The following is a 9087-nucleotide window of genomic DNA, read 5'->3' as shown; positions in this document are numbered from 1 at the left end:
CTGATGAAGGCGATCGTGGTGACGGACGAGGCTGCGGGAACGGCCGGGATGAGGCTGGTGGAGCGGCCTGAGCCGGAAGTCACCATCCGACCGACGGCCTCATGCTGGAGGACCAACGATGCGGGGCACGGTGCGTCGATGCTGGGGATAGCCGCGTCGCAATGGCGGGTACGACTACGCCGGTCACTGGCCCTACTTTCGATGATCGCCGTCGCGGTAGCGGGGTTCACACTGCTCACCGGGGCCGCTGTGACCTCCCGGCTGGATGCGGTGGGCGCGGTCAGCGCCAACTATCGCCCGGTCTACGACCTCCTGGTACGCCCCCAGGGCGCGGTGCTGCCGCTGGAGCAGGAGCGCAATCTGGTCCAGTCGGGCCAGTTGGCGGGCATGCGTGGCGGCATCACCCACGATCAGTGGCGTGAGATCCAGGCGGTGCACGGGGTCTCGGTGGCCGCACCGGTCGCGATGATCGGGTACGTGATGCGCACAGTGCCAGTGACTGTCGACCTGTCGGATCACCTTGACCCGACCGCCGAGCGTCAGGTGTTGCGGGTCCAGCCGACCTGGGCGACGGACGCGGGGCTGAGCCAGATCCCGGACGGGCCGGCGTTCCTCTACGCGACGCGGAACCGGCTGGACGTGGTGCCGAACAGCGAGTTGAAGAGCGGCGGGGGCCTGCCACCGCCGGAGGAGGTCGACGCCGACGGCCAACGGGTGAAGATCTGCCCAGCGGCTCCGGCCATCACCGCGGAGGACTGGCTCGCGCCAACCGACCTCCGAGCCCGATCGTCGTTGACGTGCGTCGGCGGCATGGGCTCGACGGATCGCGAGGGAAAGGCGACGCGGCCGACAGTCACGTTGGCGTGGACGGTGCCGTTCCTGATGGCCGCGGTCGACCCGGAGTCGGAGGCCACGCTGGCCGGGCTGGACCAGGCCGTCACCTCGGGCCGATACTTCACCTCGGCCGAAGCGCCGGCCTCGCGGCGGCTGGACGGAATGCCGTACCCCTACTCGGTGCTCCCGATCCTCGTCGCGGACCGACCCCAGGTCGACAGGACGCTCAACGTCACAGTGCAGCGCCTGAACTCCGACGTGCCCGAGCTGGTCCGGAGATCCGCTGACGACCAGCGGCTCCGCGCCGCTCTGGTCAACGAGTCCGGCACGCCGGTCGCCACACGGGCGATGTCGTTCGAAGAGCCGTACCAGAACCTGCTCGACCGGATGCTTCGCCCCGACGACCTGGGCGTCGAATACGACCTGGCAACGTCGAACACCAGGTGGCTCGACCAGTTCTGGACCGTCGGACCGCCGAAGAGGGTACGGGCCGGGGACGGTCTGCGGGCCCAGCCAGATCCGTACGACCTGAAGATCTGGGGTCAGGGCGCCGACGACGGTGGGTCGTCCCGGCACGTGCCGATGGAGTTCGCCGACACCAGCGTGCGCAGCGAGGTAGCCGTCCATCGAAACCTGGCGCACGGTTACGAGGAGCAACCGGGAGACGTGAGCATGCCCGATGCCGCGCTGGGCGCGGTGGGCACCTTCGACCCCGCCAGGGTTTCGCTGGGCAGCGCGCTGTCAGCGGTGCCCATGGACACGTACTTCAATCCGGGCGCCGAGGGTGCCGACGAAGCGTCGCGGCAGGCACTGGGCGGGCGACGGCTGACCCCGAATTCGAACGTCACCGGCCTGCTCAGCCAGCCTCCGCTGATGCTCACCACCATGGCGGCCCTGCCCGCCATCTTCGACCCCGGCGCGTACAGCACCGAGCCCAGCTACCCGGAGTACCAGCTCAACACCACCGCACCGATCAGCGTGGTGCGAGTTCGGCTGGCCGGAGACGTCGGCATCGACCCGGTGTCCCGGGAGCGGGTCCGGGTGATCGCCGAGGAGATCGCGCAACGCACCGGCCTCCAGGTCGACATAACCCTGGGGTCGTCGCCCACAGCGATGACCGTGCACTACCCGGCGGGCAACTACGGTCGGCCCGACCTCGCCGTGGCCGAGCCCTGGGTGCAGAAGGGCGTCGCGTCCGTGCTGGTCCGCGCGGCCGACCGCAAGAGCGTCCTGCTGTCCGTCCTGGTGCTCGCCGTGTGCGCGCTGGCAGTGCTCAACGCCAACACCGCCGCCATCCGCGCCAGACGCACCGAGTTCGGCATCCTCACCTGCCTCGGCTGGGGCCGCCGGCACCTCCTCCAGCTCATGTTCATCGAGATCGTCGGCATCGGCCTCGCCGCAGGCGTCGCGGGCACCGGGCTGGCGCTCGGGATCGCGTTCGGTCTCGGGCTGAACATCGCGTGGAGCCACACCCTGCTCGCCGTACCCGCAGCGGTGGCCCTGGCCCTGCTCGCCGGCGGCTGGCCGGCCTGGCGGGCCGCCCGGCCGGACCCCGGCGAGATCATCCGGCCCGCCGTCTCGGGTTTCGCCCTCCGCCGGCAGGCACCGCGCCGGTTGGCCACCCTCGCGCTGGCCAACCTTGCCCGCACACCCGGTCGGACCGCGCTCGGCGCGCTGAGTCTGACGATCGGGGTGGCCGCGCTGACCATGTTGTTGGCGATCACGTTCGCGTTCCGGGGGGCGATCACCGGCACCCTGCTCGGTGATGCCGTCACCCTCCAGGCCCGCACCGTCGATCACATCGCCGTGGCGGTCACGATCGTGCTGGGCATCGTGTCGGTCGCTGACGTGCTCTATCTCAACATCAGCGAGCGCGCCGCCGAGTTCGCCCTGTTCGCTGCCGTCGGCTGGACCGACGCCACGCTGAATCGGCTGGTCATCATCGAGGCCATCGGCATGGGTGCCATCGGCGGCACGCTCGGTGCCGCTGCCGGCCTGGGCGCGGCGGCGGCCTTCGCCGGGGGCGTCACCGCTGCGATCCTCTGGTGTTCCGCAGCCGCCCTGGTGTTCGGCGTCGCCGTCTCCGCCCTGTCGGTGGTGGTGCCGATCGCCGTGCTCCGCCGACTGCCCACCGCCCACCTGCTCGCCGAGGGGTGAGCGGCAAAGGAGTAGGTCCGATGGAACAGACGTCAGCTGCGACGTCGAGCACTGTGACCATGCCGCTGGTGTGTCTCACCCGGGTACGGAAGTCCTTTCCCCTGCCCGACGGCGCACCGCTGGTCGCTGTGAACGACGTCAGCCTCGCGATCGACGCCGGCACCGCGATCGCGTTGACCGGGCCGAGTGGCTCGGGCAAGTCGACGCTCCTGCACCTGATCGGCGCCATCGAACGAAGTGACGGTGGCACCATCGAGGTCGGCGGCCAGGAGGTGACCGGACTGGCCGGCCGGGGGTTGGCCGCCTACCGGCGACGGGTCGGCTTCGTGTTCCAACGGTTCCACCTGCTGCCCACGCTCACCGCAGTGGACAACGTCGTGGCGCCGCTGATTCCGTTCCGCACCGGCTTCGACAAGGTCGCTCGTGCCCATGAGCTGCTGGCGATGGTGGGGCTCGCCGACCGGGCCGCCGCCCTGCCGTCGCGGCTCTCCGGTGGGCAGCAGCAACGGGTCGCCATCGCCCGCGCACTGATCAACCAACCTGCCCTGTTGCTGGCCGACGAACCCACCGGCAATCTCGACAGTCAGACCGGCACCGCGATCGTCGATCTGTTGCTGAGGCTGCGCGACGAACAGGGCACCACTCTCATCATGGCGACCCATGACGCCGCTATCGCCGCGCGCTGCGACCGAGCCGTCCAGATGCGGGACGGGTGCCTCACGTCGTAGCTGACGGATCACCAGTGGTGGAGCACATTCACCACCAGTGCGGCCACCACGGTCACGAAGAATACGGCCGGCCCCACCAGCTGACGGGAGCCGACGCGCAGGTGCGCGAGGAGCGCGCCGATGAAGTACAGCACCAGCCCGGCGGCGGCGAGGATTCCCAGCAGCGGTACGGCGAAGCCGGCCAGCAGCCCCAACGAGCCTGCCGCCAGCGCCACGCCCAACCACGGTAACCACGACCGTGGCACGCGCTTCATGTCGGCCTGGGCCTTCGGATAGTCGTGACCGATCAGGTAGGTGACGGCGGCGAAGCCGGTGAAGACCGACGCGAGAATGGTGACAGTGACATAGGCAGCGAACATTGTTCCTCCGTCGTGGTTGCTCGCCCCCTGGACGATCTAGCGCTGCGGAATGTGACGGCTGCTGGATGCACCGCGATCAGCTCGTTCGTCGCAGCGCGCCGAACCGTACGCCGGTGGCCTGTTCGGACAGTTCCCACAGACGGCGGCCGTGCTCGGGGTCGGTCGCGGCGGTGGAGAGCTTCGCCGGCGCGGGGTGACCGCGCAGTTCACCCGGCCCACCCGGGGCGACGAGTTGGCCCGGCTGCGCCCCGGGGTCGGTGGCGGAGAACAGCTGCGACCAGACGCCGCGATCGATCGGCTGGGCGAGGAGTGGGTTGCCGATCCGGCCCAGCAGCAGCCGCCAGACCGGCGTGGTGGCACTGGTCTGCAGATTCGTCGCGGTGTAGCCGGGGTGGGCGAGGAAGCTGCCCAGCGGGCTCGCCACGGCACTGAGCCGCCGGTGCAGCTCGTAGCCGAAGATGGCGTTGGCCAGCTTGGACGTGTTGTAGAAGCCCATCGGGGAGTAGCCCCGCTCGCCGGTCGGGTCGGCGAAGCGCATCTTCGCCTGCCGGTGGTTGACCGAGGTGACAGTGACCACCCGTGGATCCCGGCCGGCCAGCAGGAGGTCGAGCAGGAGCCCGGTGAGTGCGAAGTGCCCGAGGTGGTTGGTGGCGAACTGCATCTCGTGACCCTGCGGGCTGAGGGTACGCGGCACTGCCATCACCCCCGCGTTGTTGATCAGCACGTCCACCCGGCGGTGGTCGGCGTTCATCCCGTCGGCGAACGTCCGGACCGAGTCGAGGTCGGCGAGGTCGATCCGCCGGACTTCCAGGTCGACGCCGGGTCGGGCCGCGGTGATGTCGGCCGCCACCCGGCGACCCCGCTCCTCGTCGCGGACGGCCAGCACGACGCGCGCACCGCGAGCGGCGAGCGCCCGGGTCGTGGCCAGGCCGAGGCCCGCTGTGGCACCGGTGACGACGAAGGTACGGCCACTGAGGTCGGGGATCTGTTCGGTGGACCAGCCATTGACGGTCATGCGCCCCACTGTGCTATCGATGGCACTTAGTGTCAAGAGGTGCACGAGATGCCAACATGGGCATGATGTGGCAGCAGGTGACGTAGCATCGGCGGATGAGATCTCGTACGGACAACAGCCTGGCCGACCGCAAACGCCAGCTCGTTGCCGACGAGCTGCGTGACGCCGCCCTGATGCTGCTCGCCACAAAGGGTTTCGACGTGGTGACCGTCGACGACATCGCGGCGGCGGCCGGCATGTCGCGACGCACCTTCTTCCGCTACTTCGCGTCGAAAGAGGACGTGGTCGTTCGGTTCCTTGCCGACACCAGCGCGGACATCATCACCGAACTCGCCGCCCGGCCGCCCGCCGAGCCGCCGTCGGTCGCGCTGCGCCACGCTCTCTGGGTGCCGCTCGCCGCCTGCAACGACCACCCGGAGCACTCCGAGCGAGCCCGTGTCGTCGTCCGTCTGATCCTGGACACCCCCGCCCTGCACGCCCGCTGGCTGGAACGCCAGATCGAGTGGCGCGCCGAGCTGGCCGCCGAGGTGGCCAACCGCCGTCGCCTCGACCCGCACACCGACCCCTACCCACGGATGGCCGCCGGGATGGCACTGCTGGCACTCGACACGGTGCTCCAGCGGTGGCAGCCGGGCGACGACGAGCAGCACCTGGCCGAGCTGATGGACCAGGCGTTCGCCGTCGTGGCGCCCGCCCTCGACGCGCCCGCCGCGTCACCCGCCGCCGGCTGAGCGCGAGTCAGCGCCCTTTCAGCGCCCTTTCAGGCCGCTCAATACGTTCGCGGCATGACAATAAAACGTTCCACGCGCACCCGGCGCGGGACTGCCGTGCTGGCGATGATCGCGGTCACAGTGGCAAGCGCGCTCTTCGGCGAGCCCGCGTCGGCCGATCCCGTCCCCGTCCCCGTCCCTCAGGCAGCGCTCACCGACCGGGCCTTCGGCCAGGTCGCCGAACTCCATCTCCAGGGCGCCGCTCGGATCACCACCGTCGTGCTGTCGGCCGAGTTCGTCCAGTGGCACCGGCTGCACCCGAACGCCACTGCTGCACAGGCCCAGGCCCAGCTCACCGCACGCAAGCAGGTGCTCGACGAATCGCTGACCACGTTCGACCTCCTGCTTCCCGAACAGGACCTGCTGCTGAAGTCCGTCGACATCCTGCTCGGCGCGCCAGGCGGCGACACCCGGACCTCGCCGGAGATCACCGGCCTGGTCGGGGCCGTGATCGGCAAGACGGTCGAGCCGTGGGACACCCGCGAGGAACTCGCCTCCGGCGCGCTGCGGACCGCCCAGTGGCTGCGCGGCCGCGATGACGCTCTCGCGGCCGTGTGGTCCGCGACCCGACAGGCGGGGGCAGCCAGCGGGCCCGTCGCCACCGCCTGGAACGCCGTCCTCGGTGAGCCGGTCGGGGTGGACATCACCAGCACCTACGAGGAGCTCCAGCAGGATCCCGGACTTTCGCATGTCGACCTCGACGCGATCCTGGCGCTGCGGGACGACTCGGTGGCGTACGTAGCGGCGGCCAAGCAGCAGCTGGCCTCCCTGCACGCGGAGCTGCTCGGCCTGAGCCTGGAGATCCGCCTCGAGATCGGCGAGAACAACAGCAAGTGTCCGCCGGAAGGGCCGCCGAGCGCCGCGTGCACCGCGGCGGCCAAGAAGGCCGCCGAGGACCGGGACAAGGCTCGGCAGCAGACGATCTCCGACATCAAGGCCGGGGTCGGCATGGTCTCCACCATCATCGGGTTCGCCGACCCCGCCGCCGGCAAGAAGTCCAAGGTGATCGGGGAAGCGGTCCTCACCACGATCAGCGCGATCTCCAAGTACGCGGCGGCGATCACCGGCCGCGGCCTCGCGGGCTCGATCTTCAGCACCGCTACGTTGGCGATGACCGGCAACGTCTTCGGTGCGGTGATGTCGATCGTCGGGCTCTTCGGCAGCAGCGGACCGTCGCTGGACGCACAGATCCTGGCCCAGGTGAAGGCCCTACGCGACGAGGTGCGGGCCCTCGGCGACGAGATGCGGGCCAGCTTCGCGCGGGTCGAGGCCCAGATCAACACGGTGTACGCGAACATGATGGCCCAGTTCGACAAGTTGAACGCTGCGATCGCCGGCAACACCGCACAGATCACCCTCGTGCAGCAGCAGGTCGCCCAGCTCGGCCTGCGCCTGGAGGACATCGCCGCGACCGTCCTGGCCGCGATCGGCGACGCCACACTGCACGACGCCCGCGCCGACATCAACAAGTACATCGGCTACCTGGAGAACTTCGGTCAACCGATCCCGACGTACGGCGAGTTCGTCGGCCCGGAGAATGAATTCCACCTGACCTCGACACAGTTGGCCAGCGGCGCCGCGTTCGTGGTGCCCCGGACCGACGCCGACAACCCGGCCGTCGACCCGACCACGGTGCTGAACAGCTTCGGCGAGGCCCGGTCGATCAACTACCTGGCCCGGGTCGCCAACGGACGTGACCCCTCGATGGTCGAACCGTCGACACCGGTCGGCAACCCGACGGTGTGGAACCTCGGCGCGCAGTCGTACGCCATGTTGATGCTGCAGAACCCGACGTACGCCGCCCAGGTCAGCGCCGGCCGTGCCGCGCAGATCGAGGCGGAGGGCACCCGCATCGCCGACCTCGCGGCCAGCTTCGGTCGACCGGCCGGCGGCAACGCCAACAGCCTGATCACCGGGCTGGTCAACGAGTACGTCACCGCCACCAATGAGCTGTCGGCCGCGCTGAGAGCGTTTCGGACCAACGAGGTCCAGGTCCGCTACGAACCGGACGCCAATGGCGTACAGGTGAAGACGCTCAAGGACTACGACCTGTTCTGGGACACCGACAAGCCGCTCGCCGCGGCGCCGGCGAAGGGCGACGAGGCGACGGTGCCCGCATGTGAGGGCAGCAGGCAGATCGACCGACCCAGCAACGTTCGCTACAACCTGATGTCGAACATGGTGCGGGCACTCCAGTACGCGTACACACCGCGCCACGACGAGCCGCCGGCCGGGGTACGGGAGTTGCCCGAGGTCGGCTACTGCTACACACCGAGCTGGGTCTACACGCGTACGACGGGCTACGGCACCGGGGTGATCCGCCACTACGGCAAGCTGCGGTTGCAGATCCACAGCCGATTCCGGCTGAACTCGAACACGGCCTGGCAGAACTCGCGCACCGCCGACTACACCTGGCCGAACGAGCAGGTCTACCAGGTCGACTGCGAGTTCTTCAACTGTGACAGCGAGACCACGCCCGAGCAGGGACTGACCCAGAAGTGGCCGTCCGGACGCTACGCCTTCGAGAGCGGCGCGACGGCCGTGAACAACGCGGCGCTGGACGCCACTCTGACGCCGACCCTGCGCGGTTTCCTCCAGGCCCGGCAGAAGTCCATGTACGACCGGGTACGGGACCAGAGCACCCAGGTCAGCGGGGCGGTGCCCGCCGCCCTGAAGAAGGTGAACACCGCGGCGCGGCTGCTCCAGGCGTACACCCGGTTGGGTCTGCCCAACGCCCTCGACTCGGACGACGTGTTGTCCGCGAACCTGTTCGGGCAGTACCAGATCCCGGTGAACATGCCGACGGACGCCAAGATCGGAAATGCCTACGCCAAGGCGAGCGGGAACTACGTCCAGTGCGGGCCCACGCCGTGCTCGCCCGACTCCAGCCGCCCGCTGCGCGACCAGGCCAGCCTCAAGGTGCCCTGCGAGCCCGCTGTCGACTCGTCCAACCTGCCCGGTGACCCACTGGGCGACTGCCTGATCACCAGCGCGCGGTCCCGCGCCAACACGCTCATGCAGCGGTACGAGGTGTGGGCGGACCAGATGACCGCCGGCCTGCACCGCGAGCGGGTGCCGTGGATGAACGACACACTCATGGGCCTGCGCATCACCACCCGCCTGACCCACGCCAACTGAGGCACACGTTGCCGGCGCCTTCCGGGCGCCGGCACGCAGGCGCACGACGAGACGGTCCGGGCGACCCGGCGCTTCGACCGCCGGCA

Annotated in this window: 6 protein-coding genes; 4 read left to right on the top strand and 2 right to left on the bottom strand. The window is 69.7% G+C overall.

Translation table 11 applies throughout. The features are described from left to right. The first annotated feature begins 138 nt into the window (after positions 1-138). Both AB0C20_RS32820 and AB0C20_RS32815 read left to right on the top strand, forming a co-directional pair. Positions 139-2991, top strand: a complete 2853-nt coding sequence (locus AB0C20_RS32820) for an ABC transporter permease (protein WP_357569455.1) — start codon at positions 139-141, stop codon at positions 2989-2991. Positions 2992-3050: 59 nt separating this feature from the next. Continuing rightward, positions 3051-3719 carry an ABC transporter ATP-binding protein gene (locus AB0C20_RS32815; protein ID WP_357569456.1) on the top strand — a complete coding sequence of 223 codons (669 nt, stop codon included), beginning with the start codon at positions 3051-3053 and terminating at the stop codon, positions 3717-3719. A gap of 8 nt (positions 3720-3727) precedes the next feature. On the opposite strand, the gene AB0C20_RS32810 is transcribed toward AB0C20_RS32815, so the two are convergent. Beyond that, complete coding sequence (locus AB0C20_RS32810) at positions 3728-4078, bottom strand: DoxX family protein (protein WP_357184550.1); 351 nt, start codon at positions 4076-4078, stop codon at positions 3728-3730. A 76-nt stretch (positions 4079-4154) separates the two neighbouring features. Beyond that, positions 4155-5093, bottom strand: a complete 939-nt coding sequence (locus tag AB0C20_RS32805) for an oxidoreductase (RefSeq protein WP_357184547.1) — start codon at positions 5091-5093, stop codon at positions 4155-4157. 95 nt (positions 5094-5188) lie between these two features. On the opposite strand from AB0C20_RS32805, the gene AB0C20_RS32800 reads away from it, so the two are divergent. Both AB0C20_RS32800 and AB0C20_RS32795 read left to right on the top strand, forming a co-directional pair. Next, a complete protein-coding gene (locus tag AB0C20_RS32800) occupies positions 5189-5824 on the top strand; it encodes a TetR family transcriptional regulator (RefSeq protein ID WP_357184544.1) in 636 nt (211 codons plus the stop codon). Between the two features lie 54 nt (positions 5825-5878). Beyond that, on the top strand, positions 5879-9001 hold the full coding sequence (locus tag AB0C20_RS32795; protein WP_357569454.1) for a hypothetical protein: 3123 nt from the start codon (positions 5879-5881) through the stop codon (positions 8999-9001). Positions 9002-9087 lie beyond the last annotated feature (86 nt).

Origin of the sequence: Micromonospora sp. NPDC048843, assembly GCF_040649965.1 — a bacterium.
In the GTDB taxonomy this organism is placed as follows: Bacteria; Actinomycetota; Actinomycetes; order Mycobacteriales; family Micromonosporaceae; genus Micromonospora; species Micromonospora hortensis.
Note: the sequence above shows the minus strand (reverse complement) of the source record. Positions and strands in the feature narration are given on the sequence as shown.

Bases quoted from the DNA above. Each gene is read 5' to 3' on its own strand.
- AB0C20_RS32795 (WP_357569454.1), top strand. From the start codon at position 5,879: ATGACAATAAAACGTTCCACGCGCACCCGGCGCGGGACTGCCGTGCTG.
- AB0C20_RS32800 (WP_357184544.1), top strand. From the start codon at position 5,189: ATGAGATCTCGTACGGACAACAGCCTGGCCGACCGCAAACGCCAGCTC.
- AB0C20_RS32820 (WP_357569455.1), top strand. From the start codon at position 139: ATGCTGGGGATAGCCGCGTCGCAATGGCGGGTACGACTACGCCGGTCA.
- AB0C20_RS32810 (WP_357184550.1), bottom strand. From the start codon at position 4,078: ATGTTCGCTGCCTATGTCACTGTCACCATTCTCGCGTCGGTCTTCACC.
- AB0C20_RS32805 (WP_357184547.1), bottom strand. From the start codon at position 5,093: ATGACCGTCAATGGCTGGTCCACCGAACAGATCCCCGACCTCAGTGGC.
- AB0C20_RS32815 (WP_357569456.1), top strand. From the start codon at position 3,051: ATGCCGCTGGTGTGTCTCACCCGGGTACGGAAGTCCTTTCCCCTGCCC.